The sequence below is a fragment of the Pseudomonas sp. GM41(2012) genome, assembly GCF_000282315.2.
Classification (GTDB): domain Bacteria; phylum Pseudomonadota; class Gammaproteobacteria; order Pseudomonadales; family Pseudomonadaceae; genus Aquipseudomonas.
Genome location: NZ_AKJN02000008.1, coordinates 278,540 through 299,149 on the forward strand (window position 1 = coordinate 278,540; position 20,610 = coordinate 299,149).

23 protein-coding genes and 1 tRNA gene are annotated in these 20,610 nt (G+C 58.1%); 16 read left to right on the plus strand and 8 right to left on the minus strand.

Going from position 1 to position 20,610, the window contains the following annotated elements; translation table 11 throughout:
* Window positions 1–228 precede the first annotated feature (228 nt).
* The 4 genes from rpoE (at window position 229) to PMI27_RS07000 (ending at window position 4,002) form a co-directional block, all read left to right on the plus strand.
* Complete coding sequence (gene rpoE / locus PMI27_RS07015) at window positions 229–810, plus strand: RNA polymerase sigma factor RpoE (RefSeq protein WP_007944079.1); 582 nt, start codon at window positions 229–231, stop codon at window positions 808–810.
* Window positions 811–840: 30 nt separating this feature from the next.
* Window positions 841–1,428: a sigma-E factor negative regulatory protein gene (locus tag PMI27_RS07010; protein WP_008153074.1), complete on the plus strand. Its 588-nt coding sequence runs from the start codon at window positions 841–843 to the stop codon at window positions 1,426–1,428.
* An 8-nt stretch (window positions 1,429–1,436) separates the two neighbouring features.
* Window positions 1,437–2,393: a MucB/RseB C-terminal domain-containing protein gene (locus tag PMI27_RS07005; protein ID WP_008153075.1), complete on the plus strand. Its 957-nt coding sequence runs from the start codon at window positions 1,437–1,439 to the stop codon at window positions 2,391–2,393.
* A 181-nt stretch (window positions 2,394–2,574) separates the two neighbouring features.
* The gene (locus PMI27_RS07000; RefSeq protein WP_008153077.1) at window positions 2,575–4,002 is read left to right on the plus strand and encodes a DegQ family serine endoprotease; all 1,428 of its coding nucleotides are present in this window, start codon (window positions 2,575–2,577) and stop codon (window positions 4,000–4,002) included.
* A 77-nt stretch (window positions 4,003–4,079) separates the two neighbouring features.
* On the opposite strand, the gene PMI27_RS06995 is transcribed toward PMI27_RS07000, so the two are convergent.
* The gene (locus PMI27_RS06995; RefSeq protein ID WP_008153079.1) at window positions 4,080–5,513 is read right to left on the minus strand and encodes a M48 family metalloprotease; all 1,434 of its coding nucleotides are present in this window, start codon (window positions 5,511–5,513) and stop codon (window positions 4,080–4,082) included.
* A 98-nt stretch (window positions 5,514–5,611) separates the two neighbouring features.
* Between PMI27_RS06995 and PMI27_RS06990 the strand changes: the two genes are divergently transcribed.
* Window positions 5,612–5,851 (plus strand): sulfurtransferase TusA family protein, encoded by a 240-nt coding sequence (locus tag PMI27_RS06990; protein WP_007930235.1) that lies wholly within the window; start codon window positions 5,612–5,614, stop codon window positions 5,849–5,851.
* A gap of 31 nt (window positions 5,852–5,882) precedes the next feature.
* On the plus strand, window positions 5,883–6,953 hold the full coding sequence (locus tag PMI27_RS06985; protein WP_008153082.1) for an AI-2E family transporter: 1,071 nt from the start codon (window positions 5,883–5,885) through the stop codon (window positions 6,951–6,953).
* A 141-nt stretch (window positions 6,954–7,094) separates the two neighbouring features.
* Here the strand turns inward: PMI27_RS06985 and PMI27_RS06980 are convergent, their stop codons facing one another.
* The gene (locus tag PMI27_RS06980; protein ID WP_008153083.1) at window positions 7,095–7,568 is read right to left on the minus strand and encodes a peroxiredoxin; all 474 of its coding nucleotides are present in this window, start codon (window positions 7,566–7,568) and stop codon (window positions 7,095–7,097) included.
* Window positions 7,569–7,578: 10 nt separating this feature from the next.
* Entirely contained in the window at window positions 7,579–8,139 is a 561-nt protein-coding gene (locus PMI27_RS06975) for a glycine cleavage system protein R (protein ID WP_008034925.1), read from the minus strand.
* 329 nt (window positions 8,140–8,468) lie between these two features.
* Between PMI27_RS06975 and dapA the strand changes: the two genes are divergently transcribed.
* From dapA to PMI27_RS30725, 6 genes are all read left to right on the plus strand, one after another.
* Window positions 8,469–9,347 carry a 4-hydroxy-tetrahydrodipicolinate synthase gene (gene dapA, locus PMI27_RS06970; RefSeq protein WP_008153085.1) on the plus strand — a complete coding sequence of 293 codons (879 nt, stop codon included), beginning with the start codon at window positions 8,469–8,471 and terminating at the stop codon, window positions 9,345–9,347.
* A 17-nt stretch (window positions 9,348–9,364) separates the two neighbouring features.
* Window positions 9,365–10,480, plus strand: a complete 1,116-nt coding sequence (gene bamC / locus PMI27_RS06965) for an outer membrane protein assembly factor BamC (RefSeq protein WP_008153087.1) — start codon at window positions 9,365–9,367, stop codon at window positions 10,478–10,480.
* A gap of 4 nt (window positions 10,481–10,484) precedes the next feature.
* Window positions 10,485–11,243, plus strand: coding sequence for an MBL fold metallo-hydrolase (locus tag PMI27_RS06960; protein WP_008153089.1), 759 nt, complete (start codon window positions 10,485–10,487; stop codon window positions 11,241–11,243).
* Window positions 11,244–11,271: 28 nt separating this feature from the next.
* On the plus strand, window positions 11,272–11,985 hold the full coding sequence (purC, locus tag PMI27_RS06955) for a phosphoribosylaminoimidazolesuccinocarboxamide synthase (RefSeq protein ID WP_008034929.1): 714 nt from the start codon (window positions 11,272–11,274) through the stop codon (window positions 11,983–11,985).
* 83 nt (window positions 11,986–12,068) lie between these two features.
* Window positions 12,069–12,158 (plus strand) — tRNA-Ser (locus tag PMI27_RS0229730).
* 3 nt (window positions 12,159–12,161) lie between these two features.
* Complete coding sequence (locus PMI27_RS30725; protein ID WP_160171635.1) at window positions 12,162–12,545, plus strand: transposase domain-containing protein; 384 nt, start codon at window positions 12,162–12,164, stop codon at window positions 12,543–12,545.
* Between the two features lie 14 nt (window positions 12,546–12,559).
* Here the strand turns inward: PMI27_RS30725 and PMI27_RS06950 are convergent, their stop codons facing one another.
* Both PMI27_RS06950 and PMI27_RS06945 read right to left on the minus strand, forming a co-directional pair.
* Window positions 12,560–13,384 carry a DUF1796 family putative cysteine peptidase gene (locus PMI27_RS06950; RefSeq protein WP_150113564.1) on the minus strand — a complete coding sequence of 275 codons (825 nt, stop codon included), beginning with the start codon at window positions 13,382–13,384 and terminating at the stop codon, window positions 12,560–12,562.
* A gap of 195 nt (window positions 13,385–13,579) precedes the next feature.
* Window positions 13,580–14,746, minus strand: a complete 1,167-nt coding sequence (locus tag PMI27_RS06945; RefSeq protein WP_202962625.1) for an MFS transporter — start codon at window positions 14,744–14,746, stop codon at window positions 13,580–13,582.
* A 294-nt stretch (window positions 14,747–15,040) separates the two neighbouring features.
* Here PMI27_RS06945 and PMI27_RS06940 point away from each other — a divergent pair, with 294 nt between their 5' ends.
* The 4 genes from PMI27_RS06940 to PMI27_RS06925 all read left to right on the plus strand — a co-directional run bounded on the left by PMI27_RS06940 (window position 15,041) and on the right by PMI27_RS06925 (window position 17,385).
* Window positions 15,041–15,385, plus strand: a complete 345-nt coding sequence (locus PMI27_RS06940; protein WP_033053556.1) for a hypothetical protein — start codon at window positions 15,041–15,043, stop codon at window positions 15,383–15,385.
* Between the two features lie 290 nt (window positions 15,386–15,675).
* Window positions 15,676–15,867, plus strand: a complete 192-nt coding sequence (locus PMI27_RS06935) for a YegP family protein (RefSeq protein WP_008074435.1) — start codon at window positions 15,676–15,678, stop codon at window positions 15,865–15,867.
* Window positions 15,868–16,038: 171 nt separating this feature from the next.
* Window positions 16,039–16,962, plus strand: a complete 924-nt coding sequence (locus tag PMI27_RS06930; protein ID WP_008153099.1) for a LysR family transcriptional regulator — start codon at window positions 16,039–16,041, stop codon at window positions 16,960–16,962.
* A gap of 57 nt (window positions 16,963–17,019) precedes the next feature.
* On the plus strand, window positions 17,020–17,385 hold the full coding sequence (locus PMI27_RS06925; protein WP_008153101.1) for a 5-carboxymethyl-2-hydroxymuconate Delta-isomerase: 366 nt from the start codon (window positions 17,020–17,022) through the stop codon (window positions 17,383–17,385).
* Window positions 17,386–17,388: 3 nt separating this feature from the next.
* Here PMI27_RS06925 and PMI27_RS06920 read toward each other — a convergent pair whose 3' ends face one another.
* The 3 genes from PMI27_RS06920 to PMI27_RS06910 all read right to left on the minus strand — a co-directional run bounded on the left by PMI27_RS06920 (window position 17,389) and on the right by PMI27_RS06910 (window position 20,573).
* A complete protein-coding gene (locus PMI27_RS06920; protein WP_008153104.1) occupies window positions 17,389–18,324 on the minus strand; it encodes a LysR family transcriptional regulator in 936 nt (311 codons plus the stop codon).
* Between the two features lie 131 nt (window positions 18,325–18,455).
* The gene (locus tag PMI27_RS06915) at window positions 18,456–19,373 is read right to left on the minus strand and encodes a DMT family transporter (protein ID WP_008153106.1); all 918 of its coding nucleotides are present in this window, start codon (window positions 19,371–19,373) and stop codon (window positions 18,456–18,458) included.
* Between the two features lie 15 nt (window positions 19,374–19,388).
* On the minus strand, window positions 19,389–20,573 hold the full coding sequence (locus tag PMI27_RS06910) for a cyanate transporter (protein WP_008153108.1): 1,185 nt from the start codon (window positions 20,571–20,573) through the stop codon (window positions 19,389–19,391).
* Window positions 20,574–20,610: the final 37 nt, after the last annotated feature.

Below are 20,610 nucleotides of genomic sequence, written 5' to 3' on the forward strand. Positions count from 1 at the left end.
GTGTCGGCTTCAACGCGGGATCTGTGATTTGATCCTTGCGGGCGAATCCGATGACAAGATTATTCGCGCAGCCGGGTTAACCCGCGCTGCGCTTTTCGTGCGTGCCAAATCAGAGCCCGCAGGAAACTTGCTTGGAGGGGGAGAACTTTTGCGAAAAGCCCGAGTCTATGTTTGCAAGTCTGGTTGTTTAGTTATGCAAGCCTCCTCCGAGCTTATCGAGGAGTGTTCATGCTAACCCAGGAAGAGGATCAGCAGCTGGTCGAGCGCGTTCAACGCGGCGACAAGCGAGCTTTCGATCTGCTAGTGCTGAAATACCAGCACAAAATTCTCGGGTTGATCGTGCGTTTCGTGCACGACACCCATGAAGCCCAGGATGTGGCGCAGGAAGCCTTTATCAAGGCGTACCGTGCACTTGGAAATTTTCGCGGAGACAGCGCGTTTTATACGTGGCTTTACCGCATCGCCATCAACACGGCGAAAAACTATCTGGTTTCACGCGGCCGTCGGCCGCCGGATAGCGATGTCAGTTCCGAGGATGCAGAGTTCTACGATGGCGATCATGGCCTCAAGGATCTCGAGTCGCCAGAACGTGCATTGCTGCGGGATGAGATCGAAGGCACCGTCCATCGAACCATTCAGCAACTGCCAGAAGATTTGCGTACGGCCTTAACTTTACGTGAATTCGATGGTCTGAGTTACGAGGACATTGCGGCCGTCATGCAGTGTCCGGTGGGTACCGTGCGCTCCCGGATTTTCCGCGCTCGGGAAGCCATCGATAAAGCCCTGCAGCCGTTGTTGCAGGAAAACTGAGACAGCGGCGACAGCCAAGAGAGGAACGCCATGAGTCGTGAAGCCCTGCAGGAATCGCTGTCCGCAGTGATGGATAACGAAGCGGACGAATTGGAATTGCGTCGGGTATTGAATGCCTTTGACGATGTAGAAACCCGTGATACCTGGGCTCGTTATCAAATCGCTCGGGCAGTTATGCACAAGGATTTGCTGCTTCCACGTCTGGATATCGCTGCGGCAGTCTCTGCTGCGCTGGCTGACGAAGCCGTACCTGCAAAAACCTCCCGTGGTCCATGGCGCAACCTGGGTCGTCTAGCGGTCGCTGCTTCGGTAACCCTCGCCGTACTGGCAGGTGTTCGTCTGTATAACCAGGACGAGATCGCTGGGGTCGAACTGGCTCAACAATCCAGTCAACCAGGTCTGGCCGTTCCTCAGGTCAAGGGTCCAGCTGTATTAGCAGGCTACAATGAGAGTTCGGAAGCCACTGGCCCTATGGCCAACGGCGTATTGCAAGGTCAGCCAGGCTGGCACGATCAGCGTCTGCCAGGCTATTTGCGCCAACATGCGCAGCAGGCTGCACTGAAAGGTACTGAGAGCGCTCTGCCTTACGCTCGTGCAGCAAGTCTGGAAAACCGTTAAGGAGGATCATGCGCGCCATCCCTCTACTTACGCTTCTGCTCGGTGGCTGGTTTGTTGTTCCAGCCCATGCTGATGAAGCCCAGGACTGGTTGACCCGTCTGGGCCAAGCCGAGCAACAGCAAAGCTTTCACGGTACATTCGTCTACGAGCGTAACGGTAGTTTTTCTACCCACAACATCTGGCACCGCGTCCAGGATGGTAAGGTCCGCGAGCGTTTACTCCAGCTCGACGGCTCGGCACAGGAAGTCGTGCGCATTGATGGGCGTACTCAATGCGTCAGCGGCATTCTGATAGCAGGGCTTGGAGATTCCCCCAGCTCCGCTGCTCGTGCACTCGATCCACAAAAGCTAAAGAATTGGTACGACCTTGCCGTCATTGGCAAGTCGCGTGTGGCCGGGCGTGCGGCAGTAATCGTTTCACTGACACCTCGCGATCAACACCGCTACGGTTTTGAATTGCATCTGGATAAAGAAACCGGCCTGCCTCTCAAATCATTGCTTCTGAATGAACGAGGGCAGTTGCTGGAGCGATTCCAGTTCACGCAACTGGATACCGCCGATCTTCCCTCCGACAGCGACTTGCAGCCTAGTGCCGATTGCAAAACTATTGCCCTCGACAGTGACAAGGCTTCTGCAACCAAGGCCGCGCAAGTATGGCGTTCGGACTGGTTACCGCCTGGTTTCGAGCTGACCAGCAGTACCTCCCGCAAGGATCCAGAGACCAAAACCCAAGTCAACAGTCTGATGTATGACGATGGTCTGGCCCGTTTCTCGGTTTTCCTTGAGCCGTTGAATGGCGCAACAATTACTGACACTCGCACCCAGTTGGGGCCGACCGTTGCAGTTTCCCGACGCTTGACTACCCCGCAAGGCGAGATGATGGTGACCGTGGTCGGTGAGATTCCGATTGGCACCGCTGAACGGATTGCGCTATCCATGCGCAGCGACGCCACTGCAACCAAGTAGTGAGCTGAAATCGAAATGTTTGGTGAGCATTTCAACTTGCAAATATCCCCGATTTTTTCTATAGGTCAGAGCCTCTCGGCTCTGGCCTTGTTTGTTGTTCCCGGAACAAAAATACCGGCGTATCGTTCCCGGTGTTCCTTGCTCCATATCGCTTAACCATGCTCGTCGTAACGGGAGCCGTATGTCGATACCACGCTTGAAGTCTTATCTCTCTATTTTTGCCACCGTGCTGGTGCTTGGTCAGGCGGTCGCTGTTCAAGCGGCTGAGTTGCCTGATTTCACTCAGTTGGTCGAGCAGGCCTCGCCCGCGGTGGTAAACATCAGTACTACGCAGAAACTGCCTGATCGCAAAGTGAGCGAGCAGATGCCCGACCTTGAAGGCTTGCCGCCCATGTTGCGCGAGTTCTTCGAACGCGGTATGCCGCCACAGCCGCGTACGCCCCGCGGTGATCGTCAACGTGAAGCCCAATCCCTGGGGTCGGGTTTCATCATCTCGTCTGATGGCTACATCCTGACCAACAACCATGTGATTGCCGATGCAGACGAAATCCTCGTCCGCCTCGCTGACCGCAGCGAATTGAAAGCCAAACTGGTTGGCACCGATCCGCGTTCCGACGTGGCTCTGCTGAAAATCGAAGGCAAGGATCTGCCGGTCCTCAAGCTCGGCAAATCCCAGGACCTGAAGGCCGGCCAATGGGTTGTGGCAATTGGCTCGCCATTTGGTTTCGACCATACCGTGACCCAAGGTATCGTCAGCGCCATCGGTCGCAGCCTGCCGAACGAAAACTATGTGCCGTTCATCCAGACTGACGTGCCGATCAACCCGGGTAACTCGGGTGGTCCGCTGTTCAACCTGGCGGGTGAAGTGGTCGGCATCAACTCGCAGATCTACACCCGTTCCGGCGGCTTCATGGGCGTGTCGTTCGCGATCCCGATCGACGTCGCCATGGACGTTTCCAATCAGCTCAAAAGCGGTGGCAAAGTTAGCCGTGGCTGGTTGGGGGTGGTGATTCAGGAAGTGAACAAGGACCTGGCCGAGTCGTTCGGTCTGGAGAAGCCAGCTGGCGCGCTGGTGGCTCAGATCCAGGATGACGGCCCGGCTGCCAAGGGTGGCCTGCAAGTCGGGGACGTGATCCTGAGCATGAATGGCCAACCGATCGTCATGTCCGCCGATCTGCCACACCTGGTGGGCGCGCTCAAGGCCGGCTCGAAAGCTGATCTGGAAGTGATTCGTGAAGGTAAGCGCAAGAATGTCGAGTTGACTGTCGGCGCTATCCCGGAAGAAGGCAAAGAGCTGGATGCGCTGCCGAAATCTACCACCGAGCGCAGCAGCAATCGGCTGGGTGTTTCCGTGGTCGAGCTGACGGATGAACAGAAGAAAACCTACGACCTCAAAGGCGGCGTCGTGATCAAGGAAGTCCAGGACGGTCCTGCTTCTCTGATTGGCCTGCAGCCAGGCGATGTGATCACTCACCTGAATAATCAGGCAATCGGTTCCACCAAGGAGTTCACGGATATCGCCAAGGCGCTGCCGAAGAACCGCTCGGTGTCGATGCGGGTTCTGCGTCAAGGTCGCGCCAGTTTCATCACCTTCAAACTGGCTGAATAATCCGGTTGTTGGCTGAATAAAAAACCGTCTCGAAAGAGGCGGTTTTTTTGTGCCTGTCATTTTGTTTGAGAAGCAGATCAGCCCATCATGTCCTTGATCATGCGCTCCTGTTCCATCAGCTCACGTTGCCGTGCATCGATCCGCGATGACAGCGGGAAGTTGGTGCCTGCCTTGCGCTTGGCGAAGTCCAGTTGCTGAATGGCCTGACGGTAATCCCCGACCAGGGCGAAATACTCGGCGCGGGCCTGATGCAGGCCGATGATGTTGCCTGACAGACCGCGAGTCTCGGCCACCATGTACCAGACGTCCGGATCGTCAGGACGGCTCTTGAGCAGATTCTCCAGTGCTTTTTCCGCTTCGGGCGCACGGTTCTGCTTGAGCAGCAGGTCAACGCGCACTGAATTCAGCGGATAGTTGCCGGGATACTGCGTCAACATTCGGTCAACCCGGGACTGGGCGTCCGGCAGGCGATTGTTGGTGATGTCCAGATCGACTTGCGCCAGGTTGTAGATGATCTCGTTCGGCGACTTGGCCAGAAGCAGCTTGAGGTTTTCCCGTGCTTCATTCAGCTGGCCGCCCTTGATCTGGGCGATGGCCAGGCCATAGCGAGCGACATCATTTTTCGGGTTCTCATCAAGCTGGGCGCGAAAGCGTTTGGCGCCCAGGCCTGGGGTTTCTTCATAGATCAACTGGACCCGTGCCCGAATCAGCTGATAACGCATCGTGTCTTCGATGCCGCCGGGTTTTGCCTGTTCGGCGCGGTTGCGCGTGTCAGCGATCCGCGACTCGGTCACCGGGTGAGTCAGCAGAAATTCCGGTGGCTTGGCGTCAAAACGGTATTGGCGCGCCAATCGCTCGAACATGGTCGGCATCGACCGCGGGTCGTAACCGGCCTTTTCCAGATTGAGGATGCCAATGCGGTCAGCTTCCTGTTCGTTCTGGCGAGAGAAACGCCGTTGTTCCTGAATGGCTGCCGCCTGCGTGCCCGCAATGGCCGCGATCCCGGCATCGCCGGCGCCGGCTGCGGCAATCACGATCCCGGCCAGCAGCGCGGCCATCATCGGCACCTGCATGCGCTGTTGGGCTTCGACGCCACGGGCGAAGTGGCGTTGCGACAAGTGAGCCAATTCGTGAGCGAGTACGGAGGCGTATTCGCCTTCGGTCTGGGCATTGAGGAACAAGCCGCCGTTAACCCCGACAATACCGCCCGGTGCGGCGAAGGCGTTGAGTTGCGGGCTGTTGATCAGGATGAACTCCAGGCGTCGGTCATTGACCTGGCTGGTCTCTACCAGCCTGTAGACGCTGGATTCGACGTAGTCCTTGAGCTGTGGATCGTTGAGCTGCGAAACCTGGCTGCGCAACAGCGCCAGCCAGGCACGGCCCAACTGATGTTCCTGCTGCGGCGAGACGATGGCAGAACTGGCGTCGCCGAGTGACGGCAGGTCGTCGGCGAAGCCCGGTGAGGCGAGCAGGCAAGCGAGCGTCAGCAGGGTAGGGCGCAAAAAAGTCATGCACAAAGCCTTAGTCGACAAAGACCTTACTGTAGCCGGACACTACGCTTCGGACCAGATATTCTAGCCGCTCGACCACCTGTCCCCGGAGTGATGCAATGACCGACGCTGTAGCCCATGACGCCGAGCTCGACGCCAGCGGCCTGAATTGCCCCTTGCCGTTGCTCAAGGCCAAGATGGAACTCAATCGACTGGCCAGCGGCGCAGTGCTGAAGGTAATTGCCACCGATGCGGGCTCGCAGCGCGACTTCCGCACCTTTGCCCGATTGGCGGGTCATACGCTGCTTCGTGAAGAAGATGAGGCGGGTGTTTACCGCTACTGGTTGAAAAAAGCCTGAATTCTGCGGCGTTCGTTTCTAAGGATTATTGATGTTCAAAGTGTTACGCGACTGGATTCAGCGCTACTTCTCTGATGAAGAGGCCGTTGTGCTGGCGGTCCTGCTGTTTCTGGCGTTTACCGCCGTGCTCACGCTGGGCGGCATGCTTGCGCCAGTGCTGGCCGGGATGGTGCTGGCGTATCTGATGCAAGGGTTGGTCGTCACTCTCGAACGCCTGCGCATGCCGGGCGGGGTGGCGGTGGGACTGGTCTTTGCGTTGTTCATGGGGCTATTGCTGGTGTTCATCGTGGTTGTGGTGCCGTTGCTCTGGCATCAGTTGATTACGCTGTTCAACGAGTTACCCGGCATGCTCGCCAAGTGGCAGTCACTGTTATTGCTGCTGCCCGAGCGCTACCCGCATCTGGTGTCCGATGAGCAGGTGCTGCAGGCCATCGAAGTGGCGCGGGGCGAGATTGGCAAGTTCGGCCAGTGGGCGCTGACCTTCTCGCTGTCGAGTCTGCCGTTGCTGGTGAACATCATGATCTACCTGGTGCTGGTGCCGATCCTGGTGTTTTTCTTTCTCAAGGACCGGGAGATGATCGGTCGGTGGGTGCGTGGTTACTTGCCCCGTGAGCGGGCGCTGATCACCCGCGTCGCTCATGAGATGAACCGGCAGATTGCCAATTACATTCGCGGCAAGGTCATCGAGATTTTCATTTGCGGTGGCGTGACCTATATAGGTTTCGTTGTTCTGGGCCTCAACTACGCGGCACTGCTGGCATTACTGGTGGGCGTGTCGGTGGTGGTGCCTTACGTCGGCGCTGTGGTGGTGACCGTGCCGGTCATGCTGATTGCGCTGTTCCAGTGGGGCTGGAGTGATCAGTTCATCTATTTGATGGCGGTCTACGGGATCATCCAGACGCTGGACGGCAACGTGCTGGTGCCGCTGCTGTTCTCGGAAGCGGTCAATCTGCATCCGGTGGCGATCATCTGCGCGGTGTTGTTGTTTGGCGGATTGTGGGGATTCTGGGGGGTATTCTTTGCGATCCCCCTGGCGACCTTGTTCAAGGCGGTGCTGGACGCGTGGCCACGCAAGGAACCGGTGGTGGCGCCGCTGCTTTAACTGCCGGGCTTGATTCTTGAGTAGGGCATAAGGCCTCTTCGCGAGCAGGCTCACTCCCACATTAAACCGCGTTTGTCTGGACAGCTCGGTCAACTGTGGGAGCGAGCCTGCTCGCGAAAGCGTCCGAAAGGACGCTAAAAATCAGGCCTTGTTCAGCGCCTGAGCTGCAGCCAGAACAGCATCCACATGTCCCGGCACCTTCACACCACGCCATTCCTGACGCAGCACACCGTCCTTGTCGATCAGGAACGTGCTGCGATCAACGCCCATATATTCTTTGCCATAGAGCTTTTTCAGCTTGATCACGTCGAACTGCTGGCACAGCGCTTCTTCCTTGTCGCTGATCAGCTCGAAGGTGAACGCCTGCTTGGCCTTGAAGTTTTCGTGTGATTTAAGGCTGTCGCGGGATACGCCAAAGACTTCGGTATTGGCAGCTTTAAAGGCGTCGAGCTGGTCACGAAAGCCCTGACCCTGAGTGGTGCAGCCTGGCGTGCTGTCCTTCGGATAGAAGTAAATCACCACCTGCTTGCCTTTGAGGCTCGCGAGGTTGACGGTCTGCCCGCTGGTGGCGGGTGCTTCGAAGTCGGCAACCGGTTGGTCGATGGCAACGGCCATGAAAGCTTCCTTACATTGGGTTTTGTGGGCGCCACGGTTCGATCAGGGCATCCAGGTTCAGCGCATCGGCGAAATCCAGGAACTGATCGCGCAGCCAGCTGATTTGCACACCGGCCGGCAAGGTCACAGTAAACGTGGCATTGAGCATGGTGCCGCCGGTTTGCGGAGCCTGATAGGTGTCGCAGGTCAGGTTTTCCAGCTCGACGTTGTGGTCCATGAAGAACTGGCACAGCTCGTTGATGATGTCCGAGCGGTAAGCCGAGCTGACATAGGCGACGTATGGCAGGGCTTGAGGACGATTCTCCAGCGCTGCGCTGCGCACCACGTTGACCGTAAAGGCGTGCTTCTTGGCGAGGCTCGGCAAGCTGCCTTCGAGGCGCGCCAGGGCGTCCCAGCTGCCGGAGATCTCGAGGATCAACGCACTGCACTCGCCATGACGCGTCAGGCGAGAGGTGACCACGGCGCAGCGGTTTTCATGGCTGGCGCGGCACAGGACGTTAGTCAGCTCCATGGGGTTGGCGCCAAGGGCACTGATGACAAGGAATTGTTCGCGAACTGTGGGGGTGGACATGCAGCATTCCTAAAGCGATGAGCGGTCGATACTTCTACGGGCTTTTTTTACCGGGAGCGAGCCTGCGGATGCGAATTCAAAAAACCCGAGCCGCAAGGTTGCAACGTGCTCCAGAGTGGCAAGAGCGAGGGGTGGCAACGCTGGATCGGGGCTTGTGATGCCGAAAATGGAGGCTGGAACCCGGCGTACGAGCTTATCAGTACCGATCAAAGTCTGAAGGGTAGCGAAAAGCGACGCCAAGGGGAATGGCAGCAGCGCAGTACTTTGCTTGTGCAAGCATCTTGGCGCCAGTACCATTACCGCTCTCTTTTTCCGGCAGGAGCGGTTTCATGATTGCGGGCAGTATGGTGGCACTGGTCACACCCATGGATGCACAAGGGCGTCTTGACTGGGACAGCCTCAGCAAACTCGTGGACTTCCACCTTGAAAACGGCACCCATGCCATTGTCGCGGTCGGTACTACCGGCGAGTCGGCAACCCTCGATGTGGACGAACACATCGCCGTCATCAAGGCCGTGGTCAAGCAGGTCAATGGCCGTATTCCGGTCATCGCCGGTACCGGCGCCAACTCGACCCGCGAAGCCGTGGAACTGACCCGCAACGCCAAAGCGGCCGGCGCCGACGCCTGTCTGCTGGTCGTTCCGTACTACAACAAGCCGACTCAGGAAGGCTTGTACCAGCACTTCAAGCACATTGCCGAAGCGGTCGACATTCCACAGATCCTCTACAACGTTCCTGGCCGCACCTCCTGCGACATGCAGGCCGAGACCGTGATTCGCCTGTCCACTGTGCCGAACATCATCGGTATCAAGGAAGCCACCGGCGACATGAAGCGTGCCAAGGCAATCCTTGATGGCGTGAGCAAGGACTTCATCGTGCTGTCCGGTGATGATCCGACCGCTGTCGAGCTGATCCTGATGGGCGGCAAGGGCAACATCTCCGTCACCGCCAACGTCGCCCCGCGCGAAATGGCTGACCTGTGCGAGGCCGCCCTCAAGGGCGACGCCGAGACTGCACGGGCAATCAACGAAAAATTGATGCCGCTGCACAAGGATCTGTTCATCGAAGCCAACCCGATTCCGGTGAAGTGGGCTTTGGTCGAAATGGGCCTGATGCACGAAGGCATTCGCCTGCCGCTGACCTGGCTGAGCGCACCTTGTCATGAAACGCTTCGCACGGCCCTGCGCCAGTGCGGCGTCCTGGTTTAATTGAGGAAGTACTACGCATGAAGCGATTGGCCGGACTTTCCGCACTTGCCTTGATCATCTCCAGCACCAGTGGCTGCGGATGGGTCTGGGGCCCGGAAGGTTATTTCCGTGACCGCGGTAGCGATTACCTGGAAGCGCAACAGACTGCACCCATGCAACTGCCTCCGGATGTCAGCACCGCCAAACGTCTGGATCCGCTGTTGCCGATCCCGCGCAACGTGGCCGATGACTCCGTCAAGGGCGAGTACATCGTTCCTCGTCCGCAGCCGTTGTCGGCAGCGGCTGACGCCAGCGCTTACTCCCTGCAAAAGACCGGTGATTCGCGTTGGATCGTCGCTCAGAACCCGCCGGCCGAAGTTTGGCCAGTGGCCGTGCAGTTCTTCCAGGACAACGGTTTCCGTCTGGACGAACAGCGTCCGCAAACCGGCGAATTCACTACCACCTGGCAGCATTCCGACGAACTGTCCGCTGCGATGGCCAAGCGCCTGAGCGCAGCCGGTGTCGGCGCTGACAGCGAAACCCGCGTGCGGGTCCGCATCGAGCCAGGCGTGCAGCGCAACACCAGTGAAGTCTACGTGGTCAGCGCCGAGCGTCCTGCCGGTAGCACCTCCGACGTGGCCTTCACCAACCGTTCGGTCAACACTGGCCTGGACGCGGCACTGGTCGACGACATGCTCGCGAGCATGAGCCGCACTTCGGAGAAGGGCGGTTCGGTTTCCATGCTGGCTTCGCGTGACTCCGATACGCCAAGTCGTGTCAGCCTGAGCGAAGACGGCAGCGGTAACCCTGTCCTGAACGTCGGCACCGACCTGGATCGTGCCTGGTCGAGCGTTGGTCGTGCGTTGGAACAGGGCGAATGGCGCGTTGAAGACATCAACCGCAGCCTGGGTCTGTACTACATCAACCTGGCCGAAAAAGCCGAGAAGAAGGACGAGAAGCCAGGTTTCTTCAGTGGCCTGTTCGGCAGCAAGCCGAACAAGGAAGAAGTTGAAGCCCGTGCCGAGCGTTATCAGGTTCGCCTGAGCAAGGTTGGCGAAAACGTCCAGGTCACCGTCGAGAAAAACATCAACACCGTGGCGCCGGCCGATGTGGCGCGCAAGGTATTGAGCGTGATTCAGGACAACCTGGGCTGATCACATGCGTTTTGCCGTTCTCGGCAGCGGTAGCCAAGGGAACGGCACGCTGATAGCCAGCGCTGACACGTATGTGCTGGTGGATTGTGGTTTCTCCCTGCGGGAAACCGAAAAACGCCTGCTGCGCCTGGGTGTGAACCCGGCGCAGTTGAGCGCGATACTCGTGACCCACGAACATGCCGACCACGTGCATGGCGTGGGTTTGCTGTCTCGGCGCTACAATCTGCCTGTCTACCTCAGTCGCGGCACCCTGCGCGGGATGCGCAAACCAATTGAACCGGCTGGCCTTCTGGCCGGCGGCGAGCAACTGCAGATCGGCGCACTGAGCATCGGCGTCATTGCCGTGGCCCATGATGCACAGGAACCGACGCAATACGTCTTCAGTGACGGTGAGCGGCGTTTCGGCCTGTTGACCGACCTGGGCTCGTATTGCAACAAGGTGCTGGACGGCTATCGGGATCTCGATGCGTTGATGATCGAGTCCAACCATTGCCGTGACATGCTGGCTCGCGGTCACTACCCGTACTTTCTCAAGCAACGGGTAGGCGGTGAACTGGGGCATTTGAACAACCATCAGGCGGCATTCCTGGTGTCCGAGTTGGGCTGGCAAGGCCTGCAACATCTGGTCCTGGCCCATCTGAGCAGCAAGAACAACCTGCCGCAGCTGGCCCGGCAATGTTTTGTCGACACCCTCGGGTGCGACCCGGACTGGCTGCAACTGGCCGATCAAGATTCAGGGCTCGACTGGCGACACATCGCCTAGCCCACCTACTTAGCAAGCGGAGCCCATCATGGAAAAACGTGAAGAACTCTACCGCGGCAAAGCCAAATCGGTTTTCAAGACCGACGACGCTGACCGCTTGATCCTGCTGTTTCGCAACGACACTTCGGCGTTCGACGGCAAGCGCATCGAGCAGCTCGACCGCAAAGGCATGGTGAACAACAAGTTCAACGCCTTCATCATGCAAAAACTCGAAGCAGCCGGCGTGCCGACCCAATTCGACAAACTGCTGGGCGACAATGAATGCCTGGTGAAGAAGCTGGACATGATCCCGGTCGAGTGCGTCGTGCGTAACTACGCCGCCGGCAGCCTGGTCAAGCGTCTGGGCGTCGAAGAGGGCATGAAGCTCAACCCTTACACCTTCGAACTGTTCCTGAAGGACGACGCCAAGGGCGACCCGTTCATCAACGAATCCCACGTCGTGGCATTCGGTTGGGGCACCGCCGAGCAACTGGTTCGCATGAAAGAACTGTCGCTCAAGGTCAACGAAGTCCTGAGCAAACTGTTCGACGACGCCGGCCTGCTGCTGGTCGACTTCAAACTGGAATTCGGCGTGTTCTCCGACGGCTCCATCGTCCTGGGCGACGAATTCAGCCCGGACGGCTGCCGTCTGTGGGACAAGGCCACCGGCAAGAAAATGGACAAGGACCGCTTCCGTCAGGGCCTCGGTGACGTCATCGAAGCCTACGAAGAAGTCGCCAATCGTCTGGGCGTACCGCTTTAATCGACGCAAGCATCTGATAGCACGGAAAAATTTCGCTTAGGGGGTTCGCTTCCGGCGAAAGTGTTGTTATGATGCGCGCCGTTGGAGAGATGCCAGAGTGGCCGAATGGGACGGATTCGAAATCCGTTGTACCTTCACCGGTACCTAGGGTTCGAATCCCTATCTCTCCGCCATTATTGAATAAGACTAAGCCCCTGAAATTGTTAAAGATTTCAGGGGCTTTTTCATTTCTGGCATTTCGTTTAGAGCAAGTTTGCCGCCTGTTTTCCCGGCGAGCGGTACGAGTTTCTCGCGAAACTCAGGCGGTATCGCCCTTTGCTATCGAACCAGAACTCTCGCGTGGATCACTGACTCGGCGCAAGGCCTGGCAGTTTAGCGATACCACCAACGGCGCTACCGCCAGCGCGCAGATCTATAGCCTGGTCGAGACCGCCAAGGTCAACGTCCAAGAGCCCTATACGTGGCTGCGCCACGTACTGGAGCGGTTGCCACAGGCCTCGTCGGTTGAGGACTACGAAGCGCTGCTGCCGTGGAACTGCTCGCCGGAAATACCTAGGTAGATCGCTGGTGACGATCATTTTTCTGCAAGCTTCCTGAGAAGTGGTTGCCACTTGTGCGTTGCGCCCTTCCAGTAATCATTTGAATCGGTCCAGTCATTCGCTCCAGATATGCCCACTTCGGCGGTTTCAATCTTTCCACTCAATAATTGGCAGCCTGGGTCAGCGACGGCCAGCCGTGCCTGTGGGCAAACTGTTTTTAGCGCATCCAAGACCAGCAGGTAGTCCTCTTCGCAAGTCCTGAGTTCCTGCTCTTCTGGCATCGAGAATCGGCCGCGTTGGCGAACAAAGACAACGTCCGGGGCCTCCGTGATGGCGTCAAACCACCGCTCAGTGACAAATTTCCACTTTGATGTGGCCTGCTCTACTTCCTCCAGCCAATTTTCCGAAATGCCTCCGGATTCATCCCGCGAAAACTCATGGTGGAGGAAAACACCGTAGCGGGTATTAATGACGGTTTCTAAACGTTTTCCGTTGAATGGGTGGAAGTAGTGCGACTTCTCGAGGAATCGTCTGTCGGTGATGAACTTTAATCTTTCCGAGATCATCAGCGGGATTGATTGAAGTGGTGTAACTAGCCAGTCGAATGGTCCAGATAATTGGCGACCGAAAATATTGCTTATTTGCCAAGCTACTTCGCATCGACCGCCCAAACTCGCAAACATTGGGGTTTGGCTAGCGCCGATTTTTTCTGCTTCCTGATCTCCCAAAGCCAAAAGCTTCTCCAGTTCTGAGATGCGATCACGTAGAGCCGCGCTTTCCTGCGAAATGGATTCGATTGTTTGCTTTTTGCATATGACATATCCAAGCGAACCAATCATTTTTTGTATTTTGTTTTTCACTGAATAGTCCACTCCAGTCCGCTTCAGGGCGGCTTATTGGTGCGGAGCATACCATGCTCATCATCCAGCAGAACGCCGGCCCAGTTGGGCGTCGTGACCGCGAACTTGCGATCAAGTGCGAATGACGCTCTGCTCACAGACCGCGTTTTCAGGGGCTTTTTCGTTCCTGGCATTTCGTTCAGGTATCGCTCTTTGCTATCGAACCTGAACTCTCGCCTGGATCACCCACAATCCCAGCAACGTCAGAACAGCAAAGCCGCCACCCATCAAGAAAGTGCCTTGGAAGCCTACCGTGTCCCACAGCGCTCCAGCGATGACGCTGGCCAGCAGCAAGGCCAACCCGGTCAACAGATTGAACATGCCAAATGCCGTCCCGCGCAGTTCAGCCGGCGCGCAATCGGCGATCAGGGCGGCGAAGACCCCTTGGGTAAACCCCATGTGCAGCCCCCATAGAACGACGCCGACGACCAGGCCTGCGATACCCGGCGCGAACGCCAGCGTCAGGTCGGCAGCAATCAGCAATATCAGACCTGCGCCGAGCACCGCCACGCGGCTGACACGATCAGACAAGGCCCCGGCGGGATAGGCTGACAGTGAGTACGCTACCCCCATCAGGACAAGCACCGCTGGCGCCCACATCGGCGCGAGCCCGACGGCCTGGCCGCGCAGAATAAGAAAGGCTTCGCTGAAACGCGCCAGGGTGAACACCGCAGCGACACCCACCACCCACCAGTAACCAGCGCCCAGTCGGGCTAATTCCCGCGGGCTCAAAGGCGCACGCACCCGGTGCGTCCCTTCCACTTGTTTGGGCTCATGAACGAACACCAGCAGCACCGCGACGGCAAGGAAGGCCGGGATGACGGCCACCCAGAACACAGTCTGGAAGTGGTTCGCGGTCAGCCACATCAATCCGATCGCCAGCAACGGTCCCAGGAATGCACCAACGGTATCCAGCGTTTGCCGCAGGCCGAAAGCTGCCCCTCGTATCGCGGGCGGCGTGATGTCGGCCACTAACGCATCGCGCGGGGCGCCGCGAATACCTTTGCCAATGCGGTCGATAAAGCGAGCCCCGATCAGCCAGTCCAGCGAGCCCGCCAAAGGAAAGATCGGTTTGGACAGTGCCGCCAGCCCATAGCCCAGCGCCGCGAGCAGTTTGCGCTTGCCCAATCGATCACTGAGTGCCCCGGAGAATACCTTGGTGATCGAGGCCGTAGCCTCGGCAATGCCTTCGATGAGACCCACCGCTAAAACGGAGGTACCCAGTACGGTGACCATATAGAGCGGCAACAATGCATGGATCATCTCTGAGGAGATGTCCATCAGCATCGAGACGAAGCCCAACGCCCAGATGCCGCCAGGCATGGTGCGCCAGACGTTGCCGGTTGACGTCTTCTTGATTGGCGCAGTAACCGAAGTGCCACCCGATTTGTCAGTGGTTTTCATCACGAGCCTCGAAATCCTGTTTTGGCCATCTAATAGCGCGTCGCACCCCGGCAGCCGCGTTGCTGCTACCACCGCCAAGATACGCTGTATCGATGAGTGATTTCGATCAAGCAGTTATGACGATCCCACATCAGCTTTTTCTGGCGTTCGGTGTAACCCTGCTCATTAGCTATCATGCAATACAGGGCAAATCACCGGATAACGGGGGAGTGCATGAACAGATGGCGAAGGATTTGGGTGTTTGTGAAGCTGGTGGCAGCATTTGCGGCATGCCTGGCCGTTGCTGTTCAGGCTTTCAGCTACATGTTGGAAAGCCCCGATGCAGCGCAGATGCACCCTTTGAGCATTCTGGTTGTTGGACTGATCTTTGGCTTCGTCACCTATGGAATCCTTTCACTGATTGAAAGGGCTGTGCGGGGTTTACTGCCCCATCCTGATCCAGTCACCACCACGGTAGCGGCTCAACCTCAAACCGAACTTGAGGAAGATGCCGTGCTGATGGAAAAACAGCCTTTGGCCCTGTCAGCTGACGATTCAACTCAGCAGAAAAATCAGTGAACAGTCTGTAAGGCATGTATTACCGGGCGATCACCAACGGCTCGAATCAGCGTTTTTGCGTCGGACCAGACAGCATCGCAGCGTAAGAAAAATATGCCTCTTCAAGGGAAAAGTTACTCAGCGCAGTCACCCAATTTACCGCCCCCCGAATCTGTTGGTCGTGCCGCCAATCAAGGCTGAATCTGCGAAACATCCCCTGACATTGAAAGACCCTGCTGCAAAAAATCCTCATCTACTCTCGTTTCGCAGATCACTGATCTGCCGTCATCAGCAATCGCAAGGAGCGAGCAATGTATTTCGAGATTTACAGGCAAACCCGTGGCATCGCACAGACCGGCAAAGGTCAATGGCGGTGGCGTTTGAGGGCGGGTAACCATGAAACGATTGCCAGTGGTGAGGCTTACGTCAACAAGTCTGATTGTGTGCATGCCATCAGTTTGATCAAAGGGACCCATGATCAGACGCCGGTCAAGGAAATCTAGGCTTCAGGTAGGTGGAGCTGCTCAGTCAGAGCAGCTCCGTTTCAACGGGCGGTCTTATGGTTTTGAGTGCCGCTGACGGATTCCGGATTCAACACAAACTGCTTGAGTCGCATAGACGCCGATTGCGACAGCTACCTAAACTGTCATCAGATTTGGGAGCGGGGTCAGTGGATGAATCGTAACGAACTACGCAAGGCCGACATCAACCTGATGGTGGTGTTTGAAACGCTGATGCTCGAACGCAACGTCACCCGGGTGGCGGAAAAGTTGTTTCTCGGCCAGCCGACCATCAGTTCGGCGCTCAATCGCTTGCGCACGATGTTCAATGATCCGCTGTTCATCCGCGTCGGCCATCGTATGGAGCCGACGGCGCGGGCCGAGGAGATTATTCTGCACCTGTCGCCGGCGCTGGATTCGTTGTCGGTGGCATTGAGCCTGACCCATGATTTCGACCCCGCCAGCAGCACCATGACCTTTCGTATCGGGCTGTCGGACGATGTCGAGTTTGGCCTGCTGCCGCCGTTGCTGCGTGCCTTGCGCCAGGAAGCACCCAAGGTGGTGTTCGTGGTGCAGCATGTCGATTACTGGCGGATTCCGGATTTGCTGGCGTCCGGCGATATCACCGTTGGTATCAGCCAGACTCGCGGGCTGCCGGCCAACGCCAAGCGCAAGTTGTTGCGGCACATCCTGCCCAACATTTTGCGCGCGGACGCATCGGACACACCGTTGACGCTCGATGAGTATTGCGCGCGACCGCACGTGCTGGTTTCCCACACCGCCAATGTCAGTGGTTATGCCGATGAGTGGCTGGCGGAGATTGGTCGCACGCGCCAGGTCGTCCTTTCCGTGCCGCAATACAGCTCGTTGCCGGCCTTGCTTGCCGGGACCGATCTGATCGCCAGTCTGCCGGACTACGCCGCCGAAGCGATGGCCGCGTCTGGCCAGCTGTTCAAGGAGCCGTTCCCGTTCAAGACGCCGACCCTGGATCTGTCGATGGTCTGGCTCAGCCATGTCGATACCGACCCGGCCGAGCGCTGGTTGAGGTCGCGGCTGGAGGCGTTCATGAGTGAGCGCGCGGTTTTACCGCCCGAGTGAGTAGGGCGATGCTGTGTTATATGTACGATCTTTCTGCCCACTTTCAGGAGCTCAGTCATGCCTCACCTGCACATGGAATACACCGCCAACCTGCCCGAGCTCAATGCCGACGTGGCGTTGATCCGGCTCAACAATGCGTTGGTAGCCTCCGGTCAGTTTGCTGCCGAATACGACATCAAGAGCCGAGCGGTGAAGGTTGAGACGTTCAAGGTCGGCACGGTGTCAGGTGAGCGAGCCTTTGTGCATGTGAAACTGGCGCTGTTGAGCGGTCGTTCGCCGCAGATCAAGCAGCAGTTGTCCGAAAGTTTGCTGGCTGTGGTGCAGGAACTGTGTGAATGGCCGACGGACATTGAAGTCCAGCTGGCCGTGGAAATCCTCGACATCGATCGAGAGTCCTACACCAAGATTGCCATCAGCCACTGAGTTTCAGGCCATTTCCTGCTCGGTGCAGGCCTTGACCACTTGCTCGCGCAGCCAGGTGTTGGCGCTGTCCTGATCGACATTCTGGCTCCACTGCATGTCGAGGCTGAAACCCGGCAAGCCGTTGGGCGCTTCGCAATGATTGAAGATCGCGTCGTTGGCCAGCAATTGCTGGATACGCCGAGGCAGGGTCAGGATGAAGTCGGTGCCGGTGATCATCTTCAGTGCCGCGCTGTAGCTGTTGGAGCGCGCGACGATCTGCCGTTTTTGCGCCTGCTGCGCCAGCCAGCCGTCGACCATGTTGGTGGTGGAAGTCCAGGGTGTCGGGAACACGTGCCGGCGTTCAACAAAGGCTTGCAGGCTTAAACGCGGCTCCGGCGGTGTGGCACGTTTATCGAAGACACAGACCAGGTCGTCCTCCAGCAGCATCCGGGATTTGAAATCGCCGTGACTGCGATGAAAGTTCGGGCCGAAGCAAATCACCAGGTCGAGGCTACCGTCGCGCAGTTCTTCGGCCGGGATGTCGGTTTCGAACTTGTGCATGTTGACCATGACGGGAAGGTCGGCGAAATCGAAGCTTTTCAACAGGCGCGGCAGGATCAACTGCTCGAAGTATTCCGGTGCGCAGATATTGAAGGTGACGGGTTGCAGGGTGGGGTCGAATGCTGGCGCACCAGCGTGACACAGGTTGATGCTTTCCAGGATCTTCAGCACGTGGGCGTACATGGTGCTGGCTTTGTAGGTGGGGCGCATACCCGCGCGGGTATTGATGAACAGTTCGTCTTCGAAACTGGTGCGCAGCTTTTTCAGGCAGTAACTCACGGTGGACTGGCTGACGCAGAGCGCCTCGGATACACCGCTGACGCTGCTTTGCTCATACACGGCGATAAACACCATGAGGTCCTGCATATCGAGCTTTCTAAGCAAGTTACTGTTCAACATCCGTTCGTCTCGCTGTGCTCCTTGCGCTGACTGTGCGCAAACTTGTGCGAGTGATCCTAACGGAACGATGGTGCCAGGAGAATGCCTTGTAGGAGTTTTCATGGAAAGTTGTGGGGCAATTCCAGAGGCCTTCAGTCCTGAACGGCGGCAGGCACCCCGCGGCGGCTGGACATCAGCAGTGCCCACATACCGACTCCCACCAGCAGCGCGCCGATGATTTCCAGCGACAATGGCGACTGACGTAACCAGAACCAGTGAAACAATGTAAGAAACAGTGTGCTCAGGTAAATGTAGGAAATGACCGAGGAGGGGGCGATAACGCCGATGGCCCGATGCAGCAGCCAGAAGGTCGCCAGCGTGGCGAACACCGCCAGGTAAATCAGCCACCAGAAATCGCTCACGGTCAGCATTGACGCCGATCGCCAGCCGCCGCTGAACCCACAGAATGCCAGCAGAAACAGCGCGCCGAACAGCATGTTCCAGAACGTCATGCCCACCGGGCCGCGTCCCTTGAGGCTGTGGGTCTTGAGCCGTTGACTCAGGGGCGAATAGAGCGCCATCGCCAGGCAACCGACGCCATACACCGACACTGCATACAGCGAAGGCAGCTCACCAGGGCCGGCGCCTTTCAAAACCAGCAACACGGCCCCGGCAGCGGCAATCAGCATCGGCAGCACCCGCTGTTTCAGGTGGCTGTCGGGCATCAAAACGGCTTCGAACAGCAATGTCAGCAGTGGCACCAAGGTGAATATCGTCCCGGTGTTGACCGCCGAGGTATAGCGCAGCGCCTCGAACAGCGAGCCGAAATACACCGCCAGCAACAAGCCGAGCACGGCATGGCCGAACAGTCCGCGGGCGGTCATGGCGGTATCGCCCTTGAACAGCAACAGCGGCAAAAACACCAGGGCGCAGAACAGCAGGCGCAAACCGGTCAGCAGGATCGGGTCGATGGCTTGGCTGACCTGCGCTGCCGCAGAAAACGATGCAGCGATCAACAGTGCCCAGAGCAACATGCCGATGTGAGCGGCGGCGAAACCGGTGTGTTTCATGGTGGGGTTTCCGGGTCAGTGAATGTGTTGGGCGTAATGCCGCGGATCGAAGCGCAAGACCATCAGGATCATCAGCGCCATGACGCCGGTCAGTGACCACCAGGCCCATTCGAAGCTGCCGAGCTGATCGCGGATCAACCCGGCAATCAGCGGCGAGAGACCGGCGATCAGGTAGCCGATGCCTTGCACGAACGCGGTCAGGCCACCGGCACGCTGGGGATTGTCCAGATGATCCAGGGACACGATCAGACTCATCGGGAACAGTCCGCCGATGCCGAGCCCCAGCAGACATGGCCACAACAGCGTCAGGTGTTGCGGGCTGAGAACAAGCCCGCAGAAACCGGCCATGATCAGCGCCAGCAACACCACCAGCACCACGCGTCGGTCACGGCTGCGGTTGGCGATGGCCGGTGTCAGCAGGCCGGACAACACTTCCATGGCGGTCAGGAAACCCAGCAGCAACCCGGCGTTTTGTTCGCTCCAACCCTTTTCCACGTAGTACGGCGCCAGCCAGGCCAGCACACAGGTGTAGGACGCCGTGCCCAGGCCGAAGAAGATTGCAAGCAGCCAGGCGCGGGAATTGCCGAAGAAGGAGCCATTGCGCTGCACCTGAGCAGGCTGCGCCGGCAGCCTTTCACGTTGCACGCACCACAACAGCAACGCTACTAGCGCCAGCGCCGCCCAGATCGCCAGGCCTATGCGCCAGCTGCCGGTGCGGATCATCACCAGCGGCGCAAACGACGCCGCAATCGCTGCGCCGCCCATGATCGACGTGACGTAGAGCCCCATGCACACGGCAACGTTGTCGCTGAAGCGGGATTTGATCAGCGCGGGCATCAACGCCTGGATCAGCGCGATACCGATACCCGCCAGCACGGCGCTGAGGATCAGTTCGGCCGCCGAATCGAGGAATAACCGCGACACCGTGGCCACGCCGATGATCAGCAGCGAGAGCACCACGGTGCGTTGTTCGCCGATTCGTTGGCTGACGCCCAGCCCAAAGAACATCGCCAGCCCCATTGCCATCACTGGCAGCATGGTCAACAGCGAGGCCAGGCTGAAACTCAGTGCAATGTCGCCGCGAATCGCCGACAGCAAAGGACCGACGGCGGCCATGGAAGGTCGCAGGTTCAGGGCGACAAGAATGATGCTGAACATCAGCCAGAGGGCGGGGCGGGAGATTGCGCGAACGTTTTCCATCTATCGGGGCCTTGAATGACAAGGAGCCGATTAGGCG